Origin of the sequence: Terrirubrum flagellatum, assembly GCF_022059845.1 — a bacterium.
Lineage (GTDB): Bacteria > Pseudomonadota > Alphaproteobacteria > Rhizobiales > Beijerinckiaceae > Terrirubrum > Terrirubrum flagellatum.
The window spans coordinates 666,572-686,579 of the sequence record NZ_CP091851.1 but is presented as its reverse complement, the minus strand read 5'-3'; the positions used below and the strand labels follow the sequence as shown (position 1 = coordinate 686,579).

Below are 20,008 nucleotides of genomic sequence, written 5' to 3'. Positions count from 1 at the left end.
AAAACGCACACTATGTTAGTCGCCAGAATATATTAAGCCTGAGACGGCAAATTCTGTCTTTATAAATCGTCGTGCCAGAAGGCGCATGATGCGCGCTGCAGTATGCAATCGAACTATCTCATGCGCATCGTCAGGGTCAGATTTTGAATGCTTTCCCGCATGAGCGACTGCAATACGACAGGAGTCATGAATATACTTGTGAGGTGGGATGTTAGCGCAAAGTTGCAGGAATCCCTGAACGTCGTCTTTATTTTTTCCTTCTTCGCGCAGCTTTTCAAAATTTTGTTGAAACCATTTCCTTAGAGTTTCTTTTCCTTGATATCGCATCTCAACGATCTTGTAGAAGTTCAATACAGCATAGCTAACGAGCGAATTCTGCTGAGCATTCCGCGCCTCACGATAAAGCGCAAGCGCACGCATAGCATCCTCGGACGCAGGAAATTTCCGATCAAAGATGTAGTTGGTGGCCGTCGTAAAAGCGAGGTCGCGCTTAGGAACAGGAACTGGGACAGGATTACCTGACCATCCGCCCTGAGCAACAGCGAAATTGTCGTCACACCATGCCATGATGCTCAAGAAGCGGTTTATCACGGTCATAGCATCGCGATCATCAAGTCTGTTGGCAACCAGATCCATATGTACAGATTGAACGTTGTCTTTTGTCTTTGGCATCAGAACTAAAGTATAACGATCAAATTTGATGAGCTTCTCTTCTTTGGGCCATATGACCTGATTATCGACGCCTATATTTATGAAACGCGAGTTAGGCCGAACACCAAGATTACGATAGCGTTCTTTCTCAGCTTCCTCGGCGTCATACTCTGATCCATCACCATCGACGGGCTTAGGAAATAGCTTTGCTATTTCGAGCTCTTTAGCGAGTTCGTGGAAAAACTTCGGCATAAAAGTCATCTCTCGCGCTGCCGCGGAATTCAGGCGGTGCTTCTCAGGATCAAAGTTCACCTCGCGTCCGGGCGAAAGCAGAGACACCGCCATTTTGGAAACGAAAAAGGCTTGTCGTCTAGCACCGCTCGACTGATACAGTAGAGTAGCTCCGCCGTTGCTGTTAGTTCCAGTTTCGGCAAGCGTAATGGTCAACTGAAGAAAGTCCTTCCTGGCATCTTCGCTCGCAAGTAGAATCTGAACAGCATCGCTGAGCGTTTCTGCTCCAAAGAAAGATGCATCAATACTTCCTACAGGCCGAAGATCAGCAAGAATGATTGCGCCAAGCCCGGCCCATCCGGGTCGTAACGATATAAGGCCCAACACGGCGTTAGCGATATGTCTGTTGGAAAGTTGTTCTTCGCGCCGCTCACGCCCCCGCGGCAACATTGCGTAGTCGCGCAATGATTTAAAACGTTCGCTATGTTCACCTGGATGACCGGGCGAAACATCGCAACGCTCGGAAAGGAGATCAAGAATACGCTCAAGATTTTTTGCGTACATATGAGTTCTGCTTACGTCCGATATCATTCGGGCACCACGCAGAACACAAGTCAAACCACTGATCAATACTAAGCAGTCCACGGCTCGAACACGATCCTTCCGCTAGCCTATTTTCTGATGCGGCTGCATCACGATCTCGATGTCCTAGTCGAGCGCCGTGAGTATCTTTACCAGCCGCTCGAAGAAATCATCCTCAAGGTCGCCGCGCAGAAGAGGTAACAGACCAGATTGCGAAGCACCGACCAGATTCGCAGTCGACCCTTGCGATCGTCGATTCAACAGGGGATATGAATTGACGAAAGCACGGATCAACCCATGGCTCCAGTGATCGTCGACCCCGCAAAAATCCGCGAGTTCAAAACCGCCGACGCCTTCGCCGCATGGCTCTCCAGGAACCACGACAAGGCCGACGAGCTCTGGATCAGGATTCACAAGGTCGATTCAGGGCTGAAGTCGATCACGCCGACGCAGGCGATCGACGTCTGCCTGTGCTGGGGCTGGATTGGCGGCGTTCGCAAGGGCCTCGACGACAGAAGCTATCTCCAACGCTACACGCCCCGCGGCAAAAAAAGCACATGGAGCAAGATCAACATCGACAATGTCGCGCGCCTCGTTGAAGAAGGCCGCATGACAGCGCACGGCCTGAAGCAGGTCGACGCGGCGAAGACCGACGGCCGCTGGGATCGCGCCTATCGCGCCGGGGACGCCGCGATGCCCGGCGATCTCCAGGCGGCCATTGACGCCGAGCCGAAGGCGAAAGCGATGCTCGCAAAACTCAACGCGCAGAACCGCTTCGCGCTCATCTTCCGCGTCGGAAACATGAAGACCGAAGCAGGACGAAGGAAGAAGATCGAGAGCTTCGTCGCGATGCTCATGCGCGGCGAGACGATCCATCCGCAGAAGAAGAGCTAGAGCAACGTGCGAAAAAGTGGGAACCGGTTTTCCGTGAGACGTTGCGACAAACAAGAACCTAGCGCGCACGACATTCTGCGACGCTGGACTCAAGCAAACCGCGGACGCTGCCGCCCCTCCCTTCAGACGTCATCGCCGGGCTTGACCCGGCGATCCAGACCCTCGCTTCAATATCGCGGAAGAAAACTGGATCGCCGGGTCAAGCCCGGCGATGACGCGGGAAGGAAAGACGCGATAGACGCGAGAGGCGATTGCGAATGCGCACTCTTTGCAGCGGCGAAAGATGCGCGCTCGCCCCATCAACTCCGCTTCGCGTAGAACGCATAATCCGCCGCATAGGGCGCGCTTGTCATCGCGCCGGGCTTCTCGCAAGCGCCTTCCATGACGCCGCCTTTGGTGTTGAGTCGCAGGACGCTTATCGTTCGCGCGAGTTTGCCGGCTGCGCGCTGCACGGTCGCTTCGAGCTTCAGCAGCGGAATGTCATTCAGCGTCACGCCAGGAGCGCGCGCGACAGCTTTGCCCGTGACGAGACCGCCATCACTCAATTCCCAGCTCGGGCCGGCATAGTGTCGGCCGATCGTGACGCCGTCCACGAACAGAGACGCGACGGGCTCGCGAAACTGCCATGTCAGCCGCCCCGCCGCGTCGGGCTTGCATTCATAGATCTGCGCGCCTTCGGCATGAGCGGTCATGATCAGATCCTCGCCGGGCGCGCTGATCGCCTCAGGCGTCTGCGATTTCGCGGCGATCGCAGCCATCGTCAGGAGCGCCGCGATGATGATCGCGGAGGGTGATCGGGTCATGGCGAATTCTCCTTCGCATCAGTTGAATTTCTGACGATCGTCCGGCCGGGATTCGATCACAAGGCGCGCGGTCGCGCTCCGAGCCGTTTGGCCGTCGCCGCGCTCCTTGTGACGTGCGCGGCCGCACCGAGCTGTTCCCGCGAGAACAATGCGACGGCGGCTGACGTCACAACGCGGAAGAGGGATGCTTCATCGTCAGCGACCGCAAGATAGGACTTGACGCCTACTGATTATAGTCCTATATTCTGTTCATCCTCTCCCACACGGGGCGTCTCGCGAGCGTTTCGGGATGCGGGAGAGGAGCGGCGGCTGCTGCGAGGTGTGGAGTAACGCCCCCTGAGCGGCGAGCCGGGCCCAAGACGCGAGGTCGTGAAGCGGTCCAAGGACAGGACGCCGGCGCAGTCAGCCTCCACCGCGGAGGCTCCCGACAAGGAGAGCCTCTTCAAGTGAAGGGGGCCCTGCGCAGGAGAAAGGGAAGGCCAGAATGTCCGCCCTCCCGCGCCCTTGCGGAGCAAGCCTGAAAACGCCGCGCGCGGGGCGGTCGGTTCGCCACCTTCTGGCGACTGGCTCCTCACAACATCCTTTGCGCGCTTCGCCAGTAGCGCGTGAACCAAACCGCCCCGCGCTCCCCAAGGGAGCAAGGATGCGAGGAAGACGGAAAGAGAGATCAAAGCGGGAGAGGAATGGAGCCGTGCTTCGAACACGGGAATTTGGCGCGCCTATCTTTCAGCCGTCATTCCGGGGCGATGCGAAGCATCGAGCCCGGAACCCAGAAAATGGTTCCGCCTGCACGATCCTCTGGGTTCCGGGCTCGCTCCTACGGAGCGCCCCGGAATGACATGCTGGATAGATATCGGCGCGACAGCGTCGCATTTCGCAGCGCAAAAAAGTGAAATCCTTATTGAAGCGTTCAGCCGGCCAACTTATGGTTAACGCGGCGTTCAATCATTCCGAACGCTATCGGGGGATCATTGCATATGAAGATTGCAGCTTTTGTCTTGTCAGCCCTCCTGTTCGCGCCGGCGATCGCCGTGGCGAAGGTCGCGCCGACATCGCCCGCGAAGCAGAGCCAGGTTTCGGCGCCGCAGGGCCAGCAGTTTGCGTACAAGGTTTGCCGCAAGGTGGGATCGGCCATTTACTGCGTCTGATCACGACACTCACAAAACAGATTTTGAAGCGGGCGCTCATCGCCCGCTTTTTTATTTGGCGAGGCCGTCCACAATCGAACGCGGCGCGCAAATTCTCAGGATACGTCCACGCGCGACAGGATCGCGAGTTCGCGCCTGAGATCATCGGGCGCGCTCAATCGCTTCTCGATCTCGGCATGCTGCCCGGTCCAGATCGGAAGCGCTTTCGCAAGCAGCTTCTTCCCCTTCGCCGTCAGCGCCAGCCGGCGGCCGCGACGATCTTCCGGATCGATTCGGATCTGCACCAGCCCTCGCCGCTCGAGCGGCTTCAGCGCCGCCGTCAGCGTCGTGCGATCCATGGCGAGCAGATCAGCGACCGGCTTCATCGGCGGCGGCTCCGGCCGGTTGAGCGACATCATGAGCGAAAACTGGCCGTTGGTGAGATCAAGCGGCCGCAGCGCCTCATCGAAGCGGCGGGCGAGCGCGCGCGCCGCGCTCTGCGCCGCGAGGCACAGGCACGCATTCCTGACGTGGATCGTCACGTCATAAGTGAGCGCTTCAATGGGTCGCACATTATCCACGGGAATAAATATGTTGACATCAACCTATACTGTCAATTGGATGCCGCAAGGGGACTTCGACAAACGCACAAGAGAGAGACGACATGAAGGGAAATTTCTTCTGGTACGACATCATGACGTCGGACGCGAAGGCCGCCGCGAAATTCTATGGCGACGTGGTCGGCTGGGGGACGCAGGACGCAGGCGGCGGTCATGACTACACGCTGTTCACCGTCAATGGTCAGGGCGTCGCAGGATTGATGCCCATTCCCGACGAAGTCGCGAAGCAGGGCGCGAAACCCGCGTGGCTTGGCTACATCGCGGTCGACGATGTCGACGCCGCAGTCGAGAAAATCAAAAAAGAAGGCGGCGCGCTGCATAAAGGCCCGATCGAGGTCGAAGGCATTATTCGCTTCGCTGTCGTCTCCGATCCGCAGGGCGCCGTGTTCTACGCCGCGAAAGGCCTCTCCCACGAAGCGCCGCCGGAATTTCCCAAGGGCGCGCCCGGAACGATCGGCTGGCGCGAGCTTTATGCCGGAGAGTGGAAAGCGGCCTTCGCCTTCTACGAGAAAATGTTCGGTTGGACGAAGGCCGACGCTTTCGACATGGGAGCGATGGGAATGTATCAGCTCTTCGCCGCCGGCGCCGAACCGATCGGCGGCATGATGACCAAGCCGGAAGCGATTCCGCGCCCCTATTGGGGTTATTACTTCAACGTCGCCGCGATCGATTCCGCAGCCGAGCGCGTGAAGGCCGGAGGCGGCGCGGTGATGATGGGACCGGCGGAAGTGCCCGGCGGCCAATGGATCGTGCAATGCGCTGATCCGCAAGGCGCCTATTTCGGGCTCGTCGCTCCGAAGCGTTGAGAATGCGATTCAGCTCCACGCATTCGCGCGAGATCGGCGCGCGAATGCGTGAAGCGATTGAAACCGCCAGTCTTGAATTCAAAGCATCTGGAGGAACAGATGAACATCAAGTCTGACATTCTTGTGCCCGCCAAAAAGCTCGCGAACGACAATCCCGTCCGCATCCGCAACGAGAGCGCGGAATATCGCGCGGCGCGCACGGCCCTACTTGCCGAAGAGATCGAACTGCGTCGTCATATCGAGCGCGTCGCGGCGCAACGGCGCGCGCTGCCGCAAGGCGGTGAAGTCATTGGCGACTATCGCTTCGAAGGCGAAGAGGGCGAGGTTGATTTCGCCGGCCTGTTCCGCAGCAAGCGTACGCTCGTTCTCTACAGCTACATGTTCGGCCCGCAGCGCGAACGCCCCTGCCCCATGTGCACCAATCTGCTTGGCGCGTGGGAGGGCAATGCCGCTGACATCGATCAGCGCGTCTCGCTCGCGGTGATCGCGCGCTCGCCGCTTTCGCGCCTCGTCGAATGGAAGCGCGAGCGCGGCTGGAAAAACTTGCGTCTCTACAGCGATCTCAACGGAAATTATTCGCGCGATTATTTCGGCGTGCTGCCCGACGGCTCGGAAATTCCGGCGCTCAACGTGTTCACGCATCACGACGGGACGATCCGCCATTTCTGGTCGGCCGAAATGTCGGGATCGACCGCCGATCCCGGTCAGGATCCGCGCGGCGCGCCAGATCCCGCGCCGCTCTGGATGGTGCTTGACTGCACGCCGGAAGGTCGCGGAACTGATTGGTATCCGAAGCTGAATTACGACCGCTAAAGAATTCGCATTTGCGTCGCAGTCAAAGGCTGCGGCGCGAACAGGTTCGCCTTGCGATGACTCACAAACCCTTGGGATGCGCCAGAAACTCGGCGATGATCTCAGGCGGCGGCTTGATGAATTCCGATGCGCGGCTGACGCCAAGGCCCGTCAGCCTGCGCAGCTTCACCGCCATCTCCGCCATCTTGATCACGATCGGGATGCCGTTGATCACGGGCGCGCCACCGATCGCATGCTCGCGCAACCGCGAAAACAGCAGCATGGGAATGCCGCCGCCGGGAATCAGCGTATCGACTCCGTCGGCGGTTAGCGGCTTCGCCTGCTCGGCGAACAGCGCCTCGACCTCGTCGGCCAACGCGTCGGACTCATAGGCCTTGAGAATCTGGCCGGGCTCGAACGTCATGGAATGCACGCCGGACACGCGCTTCTCCAGACCGTACTTCGCGATCTGATGCCGGAACCAGGGAATGAAGCGTGGATTGATCGTCACGATTCCGGCGCGCTGTCCGAGCTGGCACGCGTAGAGCATCGACGCTTCGCCGAGCGCCAGCACCGGAATATCGACGACCGAGCGCGCTTCATAAAGTCCGGCGTCCTGGAAGTGGCCGATCACGAAGGCGTCGTAACCTTCCCGCTCGGCGCGCACGGCGTTGCAGATCATCTCGCGCGCGCAGCGAAATTCAACGAGAGAATGGGCATAGGAATTATGCGGCGTGACGCCATGCACGTCGACCGTCGTGCCGGGGTCGACGATATCGTTCAAGTGAGCGCGCAGCCGATCCCAATAGGTCTTGCCATTCTCATAATCGACATAGCTCTGATACCAGATGCGGATCGGCTTCATGACGTTCGACCGTGCTGACATTCGCGAGCGGCTTGGCGCCGCCCGCTGATCAATATCCCAAGAGCAGGCTCACTGCATGAGTTTCCACTGACCCTTCTCCAGAGTCACCATCACCCGCGCGCGCTCGTCGAGCCCGTAGAGCCCGGCCGGCGTATAGGTGTAGACGCCATGCGTGCCGACGACATCCTTGGTGGTGAACAGCGCGGCGCGAAGCGCGGCCCTGAATTCCGGCGTTCCCGGCTGCGCATTCGCCAGCGCGCGCTTCGCGGCATCGGCGAACACCAGCCACCCGTCGAACGAATAGGCGGAGAACGCATCGGTCGCCGGCATATTGTTCGCCTTCAGATGCGCGGCGCGGAAATCCATGCTGATCTTCTTGATCGGATTTGAATCTGGCAACTGCTCGGCGACGATCACCGGCCCCGTCGGCGCCAGCACGCCCTCGACCGCAGCGCCGCCAACGCGGATGAAGTCGGGATTGATGAGCGCGTGCGTGCCATAGATCGGCCCGCGATAGCCGCGCTCCTTGAGAGCGAGAAACGGCAGCGCGCCAGGCGTTCCGGCGCCGCCGGTCATCACGGCGTCGGGCCGCGCCGCGATGATCTTCAGCGTCTGCGCTGTCACGGTGGTGTCGGCGCGGGCATAGCGCTCATTGGTGAGCACCTTGATGCCTGCGGGCTCCGCCGCCTTCATCAGCGCGTCATAGACGAGATCGCCCCACGCGTCGGTGAAGCCGATATAGCCGACGGTCTTCACGCCGTTCTTCTTCATCTGCTCGACCACTGCGGACACCATCAGCGTTGGCGGCTGCGGAATCGAAACAACCCATGGGCCGCCGTCACCTGTCGCAACAGGCGGAATCGGCGAGATCGCGATCATCGGCGTCTTCTGCTCGACGGCGACAGCCGCCATCGCGAGCGTGCCCGGCGCGCCCGATGTTCCGATGAGAATGTCGACCTTCTCCTCCTCGATCATCTTGCGCGTATTGCGTGCGGCCGCGGAGGGATCGCCGCCATCATCCATCTGCACGAGCTTGATCTTCTGGCCGCCGATCGTGTCGAGATACGCCATCGCGGCCGCGATCCCGCGCCCATAGGGGATGCCAATCGAGGCGCCGGGACCCGTATAACCGGTCATGAAGCCGACGGTGATGTCGGCGGATGCGAAAGATGTCGACGCCGCGAGCATGGCGGCGGCTGCGATAAATCCGCGAATTTTGGGCCTGAACATGGCTTCACTCCTCCAAGCGAAATCGGCCCGTCCTTTCGCGCGCTGAAAAGCGAAGCATCGCCCGAGACGCGAAAGCGCGCGGCGTGACGAAAGGGACAGGAAATGGTCGCGGCGGCGATGGGGAGGAGACAGGAGGCCGCGCGCTGACGCTGATCGAGGTCGCCAACCCCGCAAACACGCCAGGAATCGAACCGCGACCGCTCAACCGCCTCGCTCCCCCTTGCCAGCCAAATTATTTTAGGCATGAAATATATTGCTGCGCAAGATCGCAGGATGGAGCTTGCTGTTGAGCAGATGAAATCGAGCTTTCAAACAGCGATTTCGTATTTAGGAAAGAAAGCCGGTCTGGTCTCCAACGGGGCTGGTGACGATTGTGCTGGCCTGATCGTAGAGGCCGGTCATGACATGCAGGATGGCCGTCGCCTGCTGCAGCGCTCCCTCCGTTCCCGACATGGTCGCCGCCAGGCGGATGAGGGATTCGCGCCGGCGCAGCATGTAGGCGTCGACGATCGCAGCACCTGTTTTCGACGTCGCATAGGTCGCGTGGCGACGCGACGCGCCCTCTCCCGCCTTCTCGATATAGCCGAGAGAAAGCAGCTTTTTCAGGCCATATTGCAGATTCGCGAGGTCGTCCCGATGCAGCAGGCGGGCGATATCGCTGAGCCCCTTGGCGGTGCCGTTGAGATGCAGAACGTGGAGGATCGAGGCTTCGGTTCCCCCCAGATCGATGCCAGGCATGACCGACAGGCAGTCACGCCGCCAGCGCGCGAAGGCGGACCCGAAATGCCACGCTGCGTACTCGAACGCGTTGATCGCGCCCTCGACTGGCGGGATGTCAGGCGCCCCGGCGGTCGACTGCGCCTGTGCAAGGGTCTTGTCGGCCATTTCCGACTCCATAAAATCGCTTTTCAATCATATAAATTACTGTATTGGATCGAGCAACCGAGGGCCGCACGCTTTGTCGCTTGATATTGCGCTGATCCTGCTGATTGACGGCCTGGCGAACGGCGCGATCTATCTTCTCGCCGGACTCGGGCTGGTGCTGATCTTCTCAGTCACCCGCGTGGTCTTCGTGCCGTTCGGCGACATCACCGCCTTCTGCGCGCTCACGCTCGCGGCGTTCGAACTTGGCCGCCCGCCGGCCACCATCTGGCTCGTCGCCGCGTTGGCTGTCGTCGCCTGCGCTGTCGACACCGTCAGCCTTCTGCGCCGCGCCGAAGCCGCGAAGATTCCGCGCTCGCTTCTTTTCTATGGCGTGCTGCCAATGATCCCTTGCGCGCTCGCCTGGTTCGCAGCGACGCCGGCGACGCCATACGGGCTGCAGGCGTTGCTGGCGCTTGCTCTCGTTCTTCCGATTGCGCCGCTGCTCGACCGCATCGCGTTTCGCCCGGCGGCCGACGCGCCGGTGCTCATGCTGCTCATCATCGCGCTTGCGCTGCATTTCGCGCTCAGCGGGCTGGGCCTGATCTTCTTCGGCGCCGAAGGATTCCGCACGCGTCCACTGATCGACGGCGTCTTCGATCTCGGCGCCGGGATTATCATGTCCGGCCAGACGCTGCTGACGCTCATCGCGGCAGCCCTCCTGAGCCTTCTGTTCTTTTTCTTCTTCGAGCGCTCGATGATCGGGCGGATGCTGCGCGCAACCGCCGTCAACCGCGTTGGCGCGCGGCTCGTCGGCATCAGGCCGTCGCGCACCGGAACCTTCGCCTATCTCATCGCATCGCTGCTCGCCGGCGTGTCGGCGCTGCTGATCGGACCGACCACGACGATCTATTACGACTCCGGCTTCATCATCGGCCTGAAGGCTTTCGTCGGCGCGATCGTCGGCGGTCTCGTCAGTTATCCCATCACCGCGCTCGGCTCGATCTTCGTCGGCATTCTCGAAAGTTTCGCCTCCTTCTGGAGCAGCGCCTTCAAGGAAGTCGTCGTTTTCAGCCTGCTCATTCCCGTGCTGGTGTGGCGCTCATGGGGCGCCGCTCACGCCGATGAGGAAGAGAGCGAGGAGATCGAGGCGTGAAATCGTCGCTCCGCACGGCTTTGATCATCGCCGCCGTGGCGTTGCTGGCTTGCGCGCCGTTTCTTCTCGGCAGCTTCAGCATCACGCTTCTCAACTATATCGGCGTGTCGACGCTCGTCGTGCTTGGCCTCGTGCTTCTCACCGGCGTTGGCGGCATGACCTCCTTTGGCCAGGCGGCGTTTGTCGGCATCGCCGCCTATTCCACAGCCTGGGCGACAGCCATCGAGGGCGCCTCTCCCTGGCTTGGCCTCGTTCTCGCCTTGGCGACGACCGGGCTCGCCGCGCTCGCGATCGGCTTCACAACCCTCCGGCTTGGCGGACATTTTCTCTCGCTCAGCACGATCGCCTGGGGCATCTCGATCTATTTCCTGTTCGGCAATGTCGAAGGACTCGGCCGCAACACCGGTATTCCGGGCATTCCTCCGATCACGATCGGCTCTCTTTCTCTCGGCGACTCCCGATCGCTGTTCTACCTGATCTGGTTTGTGGTGTTGCTCGCCACGCTCGCGACTGCGAACCTGCTGGATTCACGTGAAGGACGGGCCGTTCGCAGCCTACGCGGCGGCAGCGTTCTTCTGGGAAGTCTCGGCGTCGACATCTTCCGCACTCGCCTCATCGTCTTCGTCATCGCCGCGCTCTTTGCCGGCGTCGCCGGCTGGCTCTACGCGCATATGAATCGCTTCGTCAGTCCTGCGCCTTTCGACGTGCGCCCCGGCATCGAATATCTCCTGATGGCGATCGTCGGAGGCGGCGGATATATCTCGGGAGCAATCGCCGGATCGGCCCTGATCACGCTCATGAAGAACTGGCTGCAGGATGTGCTGCCGCGCGTCAGTTCGAATCCGGCGCAGGTCGAGATCGTGGTCTTCAGCGTGCTGCTTATCCTGCTGCTGCAGAACGCACGCGGCGGACTGGTTGCGCTGGTCCTGAGACGGCTTCCAAGAGTCATGCGCAATGCGCCTTCGGCGGCGGAGGCGCTGCCGCGTCGCTCCTTTCCCGAGCGGGGCGCCCCGATGCTCGCCATCGATCGCGCCGTGAAAAAATTCGGTGGTCTTGTCGCCGTCAATGCCGTCAGCTTCGACGTGAAGGCTGGCGAAATCCTCGCGCTCATCGGCCCGAACGGCGCCGGCAAGAGCACCATGTTCAACCTGCTCAGCGGCGCGCTCCGCGCCAATAACGGCCGCATTGCGTTCATGGGCAAGGAGATCGGCGATCTGGCCCAGCCCCAGATCGCACGGCTCGGAATCGCGCGCACCTTCCAGCATGTGAAATTGCGACCGGGCATGAGCCTCATCGACAATGTCGCGCTGGGTCTCTACGCGCGCACGTCGGCCGGGTTTCTGCGGAGCATCGTGCGGCTCGACCGGCCCGAAGAGAGTCGGACGATGCATGAAGCCTATCGCCAGCTCCAACGCGTTGGCCTTGGCGACAAGCCGCATGATCTCACGGGAAATCTGCCGCTTGGCAGGCAACGCATCCTGGAAGTGGCGCGCGCTCTTGCGAGCGACCCGCTCCTCCTCATTCTTGACGAGCCGGCTGCAGGGTTGCGACGGAGGGAGAAAGACGCGCTCGCCGCTGTGCTGCGCCAGTTGCGCGGTGAAGGCGTCACGATCCTGATCGTCGAGCATGATATGGATTTCGTCATGGGTCTCGTCGACCGCGTCGTCGTTATGGATTTCGGTTCGAAGATCGCCGAAGGCGATCCTGAATCCGTGCGCGCCAATCCGAAAGTGCAGGAAGCCTATCTCGGAGGCGTCGCGTGACCGCCATGCTGGAGATCCGCGATCTCCATGTCGCCTACGGCAAGGTCGAGGCGGTGCGTGGCGTCTCGCTCAAACTCGAGGAAGGCCAGATCATCACGGTGATCGGTCCCAACGGCGCTGGCAAGACCACGCTGCTCGCCGCCGCAATGGGGCTTCTTCCGTCGCGCGGAGGGCTCTTCTACAGAGGCGACGATCTCTCGCGCCTCGATGTGGAGGAGCGGGCCGAACGCGGCGTCTGCCTCGTGCCGGAGAAGCGCGAACTGTTCGGCGCCCTCACCGTTTTCGATAATCTCATTCTCGGCGCCTATCTCAGGCGGCGCGACAAGGCCTTCGTCAAGAACGCGCTCGACTCCGTCTATTCCAGATTTCCCCGACTGGCCGAGCGGCGCGAGCAGCGCGCCGACACCTTGTCAGGCGGCGAACGGCAGATGCTCGCGCTCGGACGCGCGCTGATGTCGAATCCGCGACTGTTGATGCTCGATGAGCCGAGCCTGGGCTTAGCGCCGCTCATTGTACGCGAAATTTTGCGCATCGTCGCGAAGCTGCGCGAGGAAGGCGTCTCCATTCTGCTCGTCGAACAGAACGCGCGCGCAGCGCTCGAAGTCGCCGACTACGGCTATGTGCTCGAGACCGGCGAGATCGCGCTGTCGGGCGAAGCGAGCGCGTTGCTGCATGACGGCCGCGTGCAGGCGACCTATCTCGGCGGCAGCCATTGATCGTGGCGCGCGCTCCCGCAGCCTATGACGGAATCGTTCTCGCCGCGCCGGTCACGGTTCCCTATGAGCGCTTCTCGATCCGCGGCGCGCACTGGTTCATGGCGCGCGCCCTCAAAGGTCTGATTGACGCTGCTGGCGTCGCCAAAGACGATATCGACGGCCTCTGCGCTGCAAGTTTCACGCTGGCGCCAGACACCGCTGTCGGCTTGACGCAACATCTCGGACTGTCGCCGCGATGGCTTGATCATATTCCGATGGGCGGCGCGTCGGGAATTGTCAGTTTGCGCCGCGCGGCGCGCGCCGTGCAATGCGGCGACGCCGAGATCGTCGCCTGCGTCGCAGCCGACGCCAATCACGTCGACAGCTTTCGTCTGAGCACCGCGACCTTCAGTATGTTCGCGCAGGACGCCGTTTATCCCTATGGCGCCGGCGGCCCCAACACGAGCTTCGCTTTTCTCACTGATTATTACATGCGAACCTATGGCGCGGAGCCCGCGGATTTCGGCAAGCTGTGCGTGGCGCAGCGCGTCAACGCGCTGCATTATCCGCACGCCCTGTTCAAGAAACCGTTGACGCTCAACGAGTATCTCGATGCGCGACTGATCGCTGACCCCTTGCGCCTGTTCGACTGCGTCATGCCCTGCGCCGGCGGCGAGGCCTTTCTGGTGATGACCGAGGAGCGCGCGCAGAAGCTCAGCGTGCCTTACGCGCGTCTCAAGGGCGCGATCGAGCGTCATAACGCGTTTCGCGACGATCCCATTCAGGATCGCGGCGGCTGGGCGGTTGATCGCGATGCGCTCTACGACATAGCTGGCGTCGGGCCTGAAGATATCGACTTCGTCGAAGTTTATGACGATTATCCCGTCATCAGCCTGTTGCAGATCGAGGATCTCGGCTTCTGCCGCAAGGGCGAAGGGCCGGACTTCATACGTAGAAACAGTTTTGAGACACACGGCACATTTCCGCTGAACACGTCGGGCGGGCAGCTTTCGGTTGGGCAGGCTGGCGCGGCCGGAGGATCGCTCGGCCTTGTCGAGGCGATCCGCCAACTCACCGGGCAGACTCTCGGCGCAAAAGTCGAGAAGGCGCGCCATGGGCTCGCATCAGGTTTTGGCATGATCAATTTCGATCGCGGTCTCTGCACAGGCGCCGCGATCCTGGCGGCGGCTTGACCGTCGTCCGCGAGATGGAGCGATGAGCGAAACGATCGAGCGCCCGAAGCGCAAGAACCCAATCCTCAAGACGCGCGAGCCGACGCTGCCGCCGGATCGACGCAGCCGCGTCGCGCTTGGTCTGACACGCGGCGCGGCGTTGGGCCGCTTCGAACTGCAATATTGCGTGGCCTGCGGCGCAGCCCAGTATCCGCCGCGTGAAGCCTGCTTTGAATGCCTCTCGATCGATCTTGAATGGCGCGCGGCCGAAGGACGCGGCCTCCTTCTCAGCGACACCACGCTGCGTCATTCGCAAGAGCTTTATTTCCGCGAGCGGACGCCCTGGAGGCTTGGGCTCGTGCGTCTCGATGAAGGCGTGACTCTCGTGGCCCATATCGATCATCGCTGCGGATCGGCGCCGCAGCGCGTGCGTGTTGAAGCCGCTCTCGACCGCGCCGGTCAGACAGCGCTTGTCGCGACGCCCGAAAATGAGAAATCTGCGCTATCCGATGAACCGAAGCTGCGCGACATGACATCTGACCTTCGCTTCCGGAAAGTGCTGGTGACAGATGCGAAATCTCCCGTGGGACAAGCGACGGTGAGAGCCGCGCTCGATGCCGGCGCGGACCTCGTCTGGGCCGGATATTGCGAGCCCTGGCGCAATCCGCCGGGCTGGAGCGCCATCGCGTCATTGCCGAAGACGGCTCTTGTGCCGCTCGACGTCACCGACACGCGTTCGGTGAACGAACTCGCTGCGGAGCTTGGGTTCAAGGTCGACATCCTCATCAACACCGCCGAGCATCATCGCACTTTCGGCGTCTTCGACCGCCGCGGCGTCGACACCGCCAAGGGCGAAATGGAGACGAACTATTTCGGATTGCTGCGGCTGGCGCAGGCGTTCGGTCCGGTGATGCGCGCGCGCGGCGCCGATGGATTTGCGAGCGCGGTAGCCTGGGTCAATCTTCTGTCGATCTATGCGCTGTCGAATTTTCCGGCGCATGCGACCTATTCGGCGTCGATGGCGGCAGGCCTGTCCGCAGCGCAGGCGTTGCGCGCCGAAATGCGCAAGGCCGGCGTGCGCGTCGTCAACGTGTTTCCGGGCCCGATCGATGACGAATGGAACCAGCTCCAATTGCCGCCGAAGCTGTCGCCGTCAGCGGTGGCGCGCGCCGTCGTCGGCGCATTGCAAGGAACTGTCGAGGACGTTTATCCCGGCGATATCGCGCAGGATTGGCTGGCGCGCTGGCGCGACAATCCGAAGGCGCTGGAGCGGGAGCTCGGCCAATGACGCGCTCAAGCCGCCCTGATGGCGCGACCGCCATCGCCGCGATGATGGCGGCGCTCGCGTCAGGCGATGTCAGGATCATTGATCTCACACAGACGCTCTCGCCGGAATTTCCGAGCATCGTCATGCCGCCCGAACTCGGCCAGAGCCAGCCGTTCCGCATGGAGGAAATCTCGCGCTACGACGATCGCGGCGGCGGATGGTACTGGAACAATCTGTCGTTCGGTGAACATACCGGCACGCATTTCGACGCGCCGATTCATTGGGTCTCGGGGCGCGATCGGCCGAACGCCTCGACCGACACGATCCCCGTCGCTGAATTCATCGCGCCCGCCGTGGTGATCGACTGCTCTGCCGAAGCGGCGCGCGACGCCGATTTTCTGCTGACGCCGGATTTCATCCGCGCCTGGGAAGCGAAGCATGGCGAGATTCCCTCGCGCTCCTGGGTGCTGATGCGAACTGACTGGTCGAAAAAAAGCGATCCCGCCGCCTATCAGAATTTCGACGAGACCGGTCAGCACACGCCCGGCCCGGATGTCGAGGCGGTGAAATTCCTCCTGCGAGAGCGCGACATTCTCGGCTTCGGAACGGAAACGATTGGCACGGACGCCGGACAGGCGGCGCATTTCCAGCCGCCCTATCCCTGCCATTACTACATGCACGGGGCCGGCCGTTATGGGCTGCAATGCCTGACCAATCTCGACCTCCTGCCGCCCGTTGGCGCGAGCCTGATCGCCGCGCCGCTGAAAATCCTGCAGGGCAGCGGCAGTCCGCTGCGCGTGCTGGCGCTGGCTCCATCGCACTCTCCTGTCGCCGCACGCTCATGAGCAGTTCATCGCACATCACTTTTCTCGAGCCGCCGGCGCGGACGTTGCCGCGAATGCTGCAGGCGCAGGCCGAGCGCCACGGCGATCGGCCGCTGCTCACATTCGGCGACACGACATGGTCGTTCAGAGATGCGCGCGACATCGCGGCGCGCCGTGGCGGCGCGCTGCTGAAGGCAGGAATCTCGCGCGGCGATCGGGTCGCGATGCTGTGCGGCAATCATCTCGAAATCATGGAGATCCTGCTCGCCTGCGGCTGGATTGGCGCCATCGCCGTGCCGATCAACACCGCGGCGATGGGTCCGCAGATCAGCTATTATCTCGCGAACAGCGGCGCGCGACTGCTCGTCATCGACGCGGATTTCGTCGAGCGGCTGGAGCATGCGCAGCCGCTCGCGCCGAGCCTCGAAAAAATCTGGATTGTCGGTAGCGCCAAGACGACTGTTGAGATTCCGTCCGAGCCGCTGCCGCCGCGATCCGAGCCTGCGGAAGCCGCAGCCGTCGCTCCTGGCGACACCTTCGCCATCCTCTACACATCAGGGACGACGGGCCCCTCCAAGGGCGTGATGTGCGCGCACGCGCAATATTACTGGTGGGGCGTCAACAGCAGCGAACTGCTCGAAGTCACGTCTGACGATGTGCTCTGCACAACGTTGCCGCTGTTTCACATCAACGCGCTCAACACCTTCGCCCAAGCGCTTCTGACTGGCGCCCACATGGCGTTCGAGCAAAGATTTTCCGCGTCCGGATTCTGGCCGGCGATGGTCAGGCATCAGGCGACGGTGATCTATGTCCTTGGCGCCATGGTGCCAATCCTTCTCGCGCAAGACAGAACCGAGCATGAACGCGCGCATCGCGCGCGCGTCGGACTAGCCCCCGGCGCGCCGGCTGAGCTCATGGCCCAATTCGCTGAACGCACCGGCGCGCGCCTGATCGAAGGCTATGGCTCGACAGAGACCAACTTCGTAATTGGTGACACCGTCGACGCGCAGAAGCCCGGTTTCATGGGGCGCGTGCGCAAGGGTTACGAAGCGTGCGTGGTCGACGACCAGGATGTCGAGGTTCCCGTGGGTGAAATGGGAGAACTTGTGCTGCGCGCAAGCGAGCCATTCGCTTTCGCCACGGGCTATTTCGGCATGCCCGATAAAACCGTCGAAGCGTGGCGCAACCTTTGGTTCCACACGGGCGATCGCGTGTTGCGCGATGAGGACGGCTATTTCCGTTTCGCTGACAGGTTGAAAGACGCCATTCGCCGCCGCGGCGAAAACATCTCGGCCTTTGAAGTCGAGCAGGCGTTGATGAGCCATCCCGACGTGGAGATCGCGGCGGTCTATCCCGTGAAGTCGGAGCTGGCCGAGGACGAGGTGATGGCGGCGATCAGTTTGCGCGGCGGCCGCGACGTCGATCCCATCGTGATCATGAGTCATTGCGAGACGCGACTGCCTTATTTCGCGATTCCGCGTTTTCTCGACTTCGTCTCCGAGCTTCCGCGCACGGAGAACGGCAAGGTGCAGAAATATAAGCTCAGGGAGCGAGGCGTGACGAGCGCGACATGGGATCGCGAAGCCGCGGGCTACAGACTGAGCCGCGGAGGCAGGCGGCGCTAGACGCCATCGCAGCGCACGGCCGCTCCGCATCAAAGAGCGACCCATAGAGCGAAACTGGCTCGCTCATTGCTTCGCTTCCAAATCGCGGCTACCGCTGAAACCATTGCACTTTCAGAGACTGAGCATGACACAATCGCCACGCCCGCAGGATGTGCGGCTGCGACGAGAGACGCCGATTGAACCAACCGCGAGCGCATTGCTGATCGTGGACGTGCAGAATCTCGAAATCGCTAAGCCCGTCCGCCGCGACCATCCGGCCTTCGTCGCTGATCTCGAAGCACGCGTCGTTCCAAATATCGCAAAATTGATCGCAGCCTGCCGGCAGGCGCGCATCGAAGTCGTCTACACCGTGGTCGAGAGCCTGACGCGCGACGGCCGCGACCGCAGCCTCGATTACAAGCTGTCGGGAATCTTCGTGCCCAAGGGCGCATGGGAGGGAAAGGTGATCGACGCCATTGCGCCTGATGACGACGACATCGTGCTTCCCAAGACGTCGTCCGGCGTCTTCAATTCGACAAATATCGACTATGTCCTGCGAAATCTCGGCGTCCAGCACCTCATGATCGTTGGTCTCCTCACCGATCAGTGCGTCGACATGGCGGTGCGCGATGCCGCCGATCGCGGCTATTATCCGATCTGCGTGTCGGATTGCTGCAGCACATACACGCCCGAGCGCCACTCCGGCGCGCTCAAGGCCTTCGGCGGCTATTGCAGAACGATAGGGCTCGGCGACATGCTCTCGGAAATCGCGACCGTTTCAGCAGTTCGAGGATAACTGCAACCATGCTGGAGCGAACAAAGACGCCGGCGGTCGTCACGATGAGGACAAGCGCATGATCGACGCCCCGACGCCGCCGCGTCGTACTTCGCTGACGACTCTCGTCACGACCGATCTTTGCGGATTGACGCGCGAGCGCTCGGTTCCTGCGCATCGGCTGGACACGCTGAAGCATGGCGTCGGAGAGGTCAGCCTATCTCTTGCTGACGCTGTTCGATATCATCGCTGATTCCAACCCTTGGGGATCGAGCGGCGATTTTCTGAAGCTGCGCCGGATCAGCCCCAGAGGGCGGGCTCCGGCGGATGGGCGATGCTGCCTTCATAGCGCAGCGCCGGTTCGCGATCGCGCGCCAGCAGCAGCGGGCCGTCGAGATCGACGAAGCGCGCTTTCGGCGCGAGCAACATCGCCGGCGCCATGCCAAGCGACGTGCCCACCATGCAGCCGATGAACAGGCCGAAGTCCCTCGCCTGCGCCGCATCCGCGAGAGCCAGCGCCTCGGTCAGGCCGCCCGTCTTGTCGAGCTTGATGTTGATCAGATCATAGAGCCCGATGAGACGATCGAGCGTGTCGCGCCCATGCACGCTCTCATCCGCGCAGATAGGCACAGGGCGAGGAAGATCGCGCAGGGCCTCATCTTCGGCGACGGGCAAGGGTTGCTCTACAAGGGTGACGCCGGCGTCGGCGCAGGCCGTAAGATTGTCGCTCAGATTAGCGGCGCTCCAGCCTTCATTCGCATCCACAAGCAGCATCGCGTCAGGCGCGCCGCGACGCACGGCGGCGAGCCGCGCCGGGTCGCGCCCATCGCCGCCGCCGAGTTTGATCTTGAGCACCGGGCGATCCGCCGCCTTCGCCGCCGCAGCGCCCATGACATCAGGGTCGGCGAGGCTCAGCGTATAGGCAGTGACGGCGGGCCTGACGCGGCCGACGCCGGCCATGTCGGCTGCGCGCACGCCAAGTCGTTTCGCGTCATAATCCCACAAGGCGCAATCGACCGCGTTGCGCGCGGCGCCGGCGGGCATGAGCGTCTGCAAGGCGTCGCGGTCGGCGCTGGCCTCGATGGCGCCACGGATCGCCTCAATCTGCGCGACCACCGATTCCGGCGTCTCGCCATATCTGGGATAAGGCACGCACTCGCCGCGCCCGCTCGCGCGGCCGTCGGAAATCGTCGCCACGACGACGATCGCCTCGGTCTTGGAGCCCCTGGCGATGGTGAAAGGCGCGGCGATCGGCCAGCGTTCGACGGCGATCTCCAGTTGCGGCATGTG

General features: G+C 61.9%; 20 protein-coding genes. 13 read left to right on the top strand and 7 right to left on the bottom strand.

Annotated features, from left to right (window positions below):
- Positions 1-15 precede the first annotated feature (15 nt).
- Entirely contained in the window at positions 16-1,446 is a 1,431-nt protein-coding gene (gene mauJ / locus L8F45_RS03495) for a methylamine utilization protein MauJ (RefSeq protein ID WP_342361500.1), read from the bottom strand.
- Positions 1,447-1,761: 315 nt separating this feature from the next.
- Between mauJ and L8F45_RS03490 the strand changes: the two genes are divergently transcribed.
- Positions 1,762-2,358 carry a YdeI/OmpD-associated family protein gene (locus L8F45_RS03490; protein WP_342361499.1) on the top strand — a complete coding sequence of 199 codons (597 nt, stop codon included), beginning with the start codon at positions 1,762-1,764 and terminating at the stop codon, positions 2,356-2,358.
- A 299-nt stretch (positions 2,359-2,657) separates the two neighbouring features.
- On the opposite strand, the gene L8F45_RS03485 is transcribed toward L8F45_RS03490, so the two are convergent.
- Entirely contained in the window at positions 2,658-3,161 is a 504-nt protein-coding gene (locus tag L8F45_RS03485) for a DUF3455 domain-containing protein (protein WP_342361498.1), read from the bottom strand.
- 977 nt (positions 3,162-4,138) lie between these two features.
- Here L8F45_RS03485 and L8F45_RS03480 point away from each other — a divergent pair.
- Positions 4,139-4,309 carry a hypothetical protein gene (locus L8F45_RS03480; protein WP_342361497.1) on the top strand — a complete coding sequence of 57 codons (171 nt, stop codon included), beginning with the start codon at positions 4,139-4,141 and terminating at the stop codon, positions 4,307-4,309.
- A 95-nt stretch (positions 4,310-4,404) separates the two neighbouring features.
- On the opposite strand, the gene L8F45_RS03475 is transcribed toward L8F45_RS03480, so the two are convergent.
- Positions 4,405-4,860 carry a MarR family winged helix-turn-helix transcriptional regulator gene (locus L8F45_RS03475; RefSeq protein WP_342361496.1) on the bottom strand — a complete coding sequence of 152 codons (456 nt, stop codon included), beginning with the start codon at positions 4,858-4,860 and terminating at the stop codon, positions 4,405-4,407.
- A 92-nt stretch (positions 4,861-4,952) separates the two neighbouring features.
- On the opposite strand from L8F45_RS03475, the gene L8F45_RS03470 reads away from it, so the two are divergent.
- Both L8F45_RS03470 and L8F45_RS03465 read left to right on the top strand, forming a co-directional pair.
- The gene (locus L8F45_RS03470; RefSeq protein ID WP_342361495.1) at positions 4,953-5,714 is read left to right on the top strand and encodes a VOC family protein; all 762 of its coding nucleotides are present in this window, start codon (positions 4,953-4,955) and stop codon (positions 5,712-5,714) included.
- A 99-nt stretch (positions 5,715-5,813) separates the two neighbouring features.
- A complete protein-coding gene (locus L8F45_RS03465) occupies positions 5,814-6,527 on the top strand; it encodes a DUF899 family protein (RefSeq protein ID WP_425329978.1) in 714 nt (237 codons plus the stop codon).
- Between the two features lie 61 nt (positions 6,528-6,588).
- Here L8F45_RS03465 and L8F45_RS03460 read toward each other — a convergent pair whose 3' ends face one another.
- The 3 genes from L8F45_RS03460 to L8F45_RS03450 form a co-directional block, all read right to left on the bottom strand.
- On the bottom strand, positions 6,589-7,392 hold the full coding sequence (locus L8F45_RS03460) for an aspartate/glutamate racemase family protein (protein ID WP_342361494.1): 804 nt from the start codon (positions 7,390-7,392) through the stop codon (positions 6,589-6,591).
- Between the two features lie 48 nt (positions 7,393-7,440).
- Positions 7,441-8,601 carry an ABC transporter substrate-binding protein gene (locus L8F45_RS03455; RefSeq protein WP_342361493.1) on the bottom strand — a complete coding sequence of 387 codons (1,161 nt, stop codon included), beginning with the start codon at positions 8,599-8,601 and terminating at the stop codon, positions 7,441-7,443.
- Positions 8,602-8,928: 327 nt separating this feature from the next.
- Positions 8,929-9,486 carry a winged helix DNA-binding protein gene (locus L8F45_RS03450; RefSeq protein WP_342361492.1) on the bottom strand — a complete coding sequence of 186 codons (558 nt, stop codon included), beginning with the start codon at positions 9,484-9,486 and terminating at the stop codon, positions 8,929-8,931.
- 73 nt (positions 9,487-9,559) lie between these two features.
- Between L8F45_RS03450 and L8F45_RS03445 the strand changes: the two genes are divergently transcribed.
- The 9 genes from L8F45_RS03445 (at position 9,560) to L8F45_RS03405 (ending at position 18,971) form a co-directional block, all read left to right on the top strand.
- On the top strand, positions 9,560-10,618 hold the full coding sequence (locus L8F45_RS03445) for a branched-chain amino acid ABC transporter permease (protein ID WP_342361491.1): 1,059 nt from the start codon (positions 9,560-9,562) through the stop codon (positions 10,616-10,618).
- Positions 10,615-12,381, top strand: a complete 1,767-nt coding sequence (locus L8F45_RS03440; RefSeq protein WP_342361490.1) for a branched-chain amino acid ABC transporter ATP-binding protein/permease — start codon at positions 10,615-10,617, stop codon at positions 12,379-12,381. The genes L8F45_RS03445 and L8F45_RS03440 overlap by 4 nt, the downstream gene beginning before the upstream one ends.
- Positions 12,378-13,097 carry an ABC transporter ATP-binding protein gene (locus tag L8F45_RS03435; RefSeq protein WP_342361489.1) on the top strand — a complete coding sequence of 240 codons (720 nt, stop codon included), beginning with the start codon at positions 12,378-12,380 and terminating at the stop codon, positions 13,095-13,097. Before L8F45_RS03440 ends, L8F45_RS03435 begins: the two co-directional genes overlap by 4 nt.
- Entirely contained in the window at positions 13,094-14,269 is a 1,176-nt protein-coding gene (locus tag L8F45_RS03430; protein WP_425329977.1) for a thiolase family protein, read from the top strand. The genes L8F45_RS03435 and L8F45_RS03430 overlap by 4 nt, the downstream gene beginning before the upstream one ends.
- A 22-nt stretch (positions 14,270-14,291) precedes the next feature.
- Positions 14,292-15,536: an SDR family NAD(P)-dependent oxidoreductase gene (locus L8F45_RS03425; protein WP_342361488.1), complete on the top strand. Its 1,245-nt coding sequence runs from the start codon at positions 14,292-14,294 to the stop codon at positions 15,534-15,536.
- Positions 15,533-16,360 (top strand): cyclase family protein, encoded by an 828-nt coding sequence (locus L8F45_RS03420; protein ID WP_342361487.1) that lies wholly within the window; start codon positions 15,533-15,535, stop codon positions 16,358-16,360. The genes L8F45_RS03425 and L8F45_RS03420 overlap by 4 nt, the downstream gene beginning before the upstream one ends.
- Positions 16,357-17,964, top strand: coding sequence for an ATP-dependent acyl-CoA ligase (locus L8F45_RS03415; protein WP_342361486.1), 1,608 nt, complete (start codon positions 16,357-16,359; stop codon positions 17,962-17,964). The genes L8F45_RS03420 and L8F45_RS03415 overlap by 4 nt, the downstream gene beginning before the upstream one ends.
- 124 nt (positions 17,965-18,088) lie before the next feature.
- Positions 18,089-18,739 (top strand): cysteine hydrolase family protein, encoded by a 651-nt coding sequence (locus L8F45_RS03410; protein ID WP_342361485.1) that lies wholly within the window; start codon positions 18,089-18,091, stop codon positions 18,737-18,739.
- Between the two features lie 58 nt (positions 18,740-18,797).
- The gene (locus tag L8F45_RS03405) at positions 18,798-18,971 is read left to right on the top strand and encodes a hypothetical protein (protein ID WP_342361484.1); all 174 of its coding nucleotides are present in this window, start codon (positions 18,798-18,800) and stop codon (positions 18,969-18,971) included.
- 47 nt (positions 18,972-19,018) lie between these two features.
- On the opposite strand, the gene dgcA is transcribed toward L8F45_RS03405, so the two are convergent.
- Positions 19,019-20,005 (bottom strand): N-acetyl-D-Glu racemase DgcA, encoded by a 987-nt coding sequence (dgcA, locus tag L8F45_RS03400; RefSeq protein ID WP_342361483.1) that lies wholly within the window; start codon positions 20,003-20,005, stop codon positions 19,019-19,021.
- Between the last annotated feature and the right edge of the window lie 3 nt (positions 20,006-20,008).

Excerpts from the sequence above, each read along its gene's own strand:
- mauJ (WP_342361500.1), bottom strand. The coding sequence starts at position 1,446 with ATGTACGCAAAAAATCTTGAGCGTATTCTTGATCTCCTTTCCGAGCGT.
- L8F45_RS03490 (WP_342361499.1), top strand. The coding sequence starts at position 1,762 with ATGGCTCCAGTGATCGTCGACCCCGCAAAAATCCGCGAGTTCAAAACC.
- L8F45_RS03485 (WP_342361498.1), bottom strand. The coding sequence starts at position 3,161 with ATGACCCGATCACCCTCCGCGATCATCATCGCGGCGCTCCTGACGATG.
- L8F45_RS03480 (WP_342361497.1), top strand. The coding sequence starts at position 4,139 with ATGAAGATTGCAGCTTTTGTCTTGTCAGCCCTCCTGTTCGCGCCGGCG.
- L8F45_RS03470 (WP_342361495.1), top strand. The coding sequence starts at position 4,953 with ATGAAGGGAAATTTCTTCTGGTACGACATCATGACGTCGGACGCGAAG.
- L8F45_RS03465 (WP_425329978.1), top strand. The coding sequence starts at position 5,814 with ATGAACATCAAGTCTGACATTCTTGTGCCCGCCAAAAAGCTCGCGAAC.
- L8F45_RS03460 (WP_342361494.1), bottom strand. The coding sequence starts at position 7,392 with ATGTCAGCACGGTCGAACGTCATGAAGCCGATCCGCATCTGGTATCAG.
- L8F45_RS03455 (WP_342361493.1), bottom strand. The coding sequence starts at position 8,601 with ATGTTCAGGCCCAAAATTCGCGGATTTATCGCAGCCGCCGCCATGCTC.
- L8F45_RS03450 (WP_342361492.1), bottom strand. The coding sequence starts at position 9,486 with ATGGCCGACAAGACCCTTGCACAGGCGCAGTCGACCGCCGGGGCGCCT.
- L8F45_RS03425 (WP_342361488.1), top strand. The coding sequence starts at position 14,292 with ATGAGCGAAACGATCGAGCGCCCGAAGCGCAAGAACCCAATCCTCAAG.
- L8F45_RS03420 (WP_342361487.1), top strand. The coding sequence starts at position 15,533 with ATGACGCGCTCAAGCCGCCCTGATGGCGCGACCGCCATCGCCGCGATG.
- L8F45_RS03415 (WP_342361486.1), top strand. The coding sequence starts at position 16,357 with ATGAGCAGTTCATCGCACATCACTTTTCTCGAGCCGCCGGCGCGGACG.
- L8F45_RS03410 (WP_342361485.1), top strand. The coding sequence starts at position 18,089 with ATGACACAATCGCCACGCCCGCAGGATGTGCGGCTGCGACGAGAGACG.
- L8F45_RS03405 (WP_342361484.1), top strand. The coding sequence starts at position 18,798 with ATGATCGACGCCCCGACGCCGCCGCGTCGTACTTCGCTGACGACTCTC.
- dgcA (WP_342361483.1), bottom strand. The coding sequence starts at position 20,005 with ATGCCGCAACTGGAGATCGCCGTCGAACGCTGGCCGATCGCCGCGCCT.